Source organism: Argonema antarcticum A004/B2 (assembly GCF_023333585.1).
GTDB lineage: Bacteria > Cyanobacteriota > Cyanobacteriia > Cyanobacteriales > Aerosakkonemataceae > Argonema > Argonema antarcticum.
Genome location: NZ_JAIQZN010000238.1, coordinates 1 through 1,369, shown reverse-complemented (window position 1 = coordinate 1,369; position 1,369 = coordinate 1). Strand labels below are relative to the sequence as shown.

Below are 1,369 nucleotides of genomic sequence, written 5' to 3'. Positions count from 1 at the left end.
CAAACTGGCTATCGCTTTGGTACGCACTGTGTTCCCACTCACCAATTGGCTCAATGGTCATTCTGACCCTGTCACCCTGCTGGATTGTAGTAATCGCCTGTACCGGAGTTCCAAAATCTCCCACATCGAGACGACGTCGCAACCCCTCTGGCAGGCTCGATAGCAGAAAATCCACCACCAAGCCTTTACCTTGCTGGCGTATATCAACACCCACTTGGCTTGAAGGTAGCGATACCACTACCCTTCCAGAACCATCAGCTCCGCGCCTGAAATCAACATCTTTGAGCGTCTGAGCGTCTACGCTTGCAGAGTCAGCAAATACCGAAGGCTGAGCCGATTGGACTACCGGAGTTGCGGAAGAAGCCACTCCCAGAGAAATAAACAGAGACTTACCCTGAATTTCTGCTTGGTAAGACGTGGCTTGCTTCAAGTTGAGCACAACACGTGAGCGATCACCTGCTTGCACAACATTCACTGTTTTCACATTCCCTTGATTGACGTCGAAAACGTTCTTCCCCGATGCATTGGAGGCGCTCGGAAAATCAAGTGCGATTCGCGGAGGTGATTGAATCGAGAATCCAGTGGGCAACGCAGACAGCGGTTCAGAAAAATCGATGCGAACAACGTCGACACCATTTTGCATACTCCCTGCAACTGACTGAATAAGCGTCTGTGTGTAGCCGGAAATAGGCACCAAAATTGCAATCGAGAACCCGGTCGCGATTCTATAAATTTTGGTCAAGTCGATTTTGAAATATTTCATTTACTGCCCTCTTGCAAATCCAACGCCGCAGCACGTTCAATCCAATCGCCAGTCGCATCCTGGACAATCTCCCGCAACTGAATCGAGTTTTCGGTGATTTTCACGATTTTTCCGTAATTTTGTCCAACGTAATTTCCCACGCGGACTTGATACAGCAACTTATCCACTCTCAGCAACGCTGTTGGAACACCCTTTTTGTCCAGGCTACCGACCATTGCCATGACATCCAACGGATACGCTTCCAGCGGCTCTTTTCGTCGAGCCATTTCCGGAGCAATCAACGCAGCATTCGAGGCCGATTGGTTAGTGTCACGCCTGAGTGCCTGCGTCAACTTGACTGAATTAAACGGCTCTACACCTGACTCCATAGAGTAAGTTTGCGGTAAAAACTGCTTTGGCTCAGATAAAGGGGTCACACGTGGCTTCGTCGTGGCGCGCAATTCCGACATCCATTGGCGCAATTCGTCGTCTCCAGTGGAACCGCATCCGACAACAAGAATCGACACAAGTAATGCTAAAAACAGTTGCATACGCTTCATTTTTTGCCCCCCTGCGTCACTTGCTTCTGGGCTTGTATCTCTTCCGGATCCAAATACCTGAACGTAC

The 1,369-nt window shown here is 49.5% G+C and carries 2 protein-coding genes; both read right to left on the bottom strand.

The window, feature by feature from the left end; genetic code table 11:
• Positions 1-763 (bottom strand): type IV pilus secretin family protein (locus LAY57_RS35605; RefSeq protein ID WP_249072218.1); only part of this gene is annotated, 763 nt, incomplete at its 3' end.
• Positions 760-1,369, bottom strand: a 610-nt coding sequence (locus LAY57_RS35600; RefSeq protein ID WP_249072217.1) for a pilus assembly protein PilP, incomplete at its 5' end; no start/stop codon positions are given. The genes LAY57_RS35605 and LAY57_RS35600, both read right to left, overlap by 4 nt.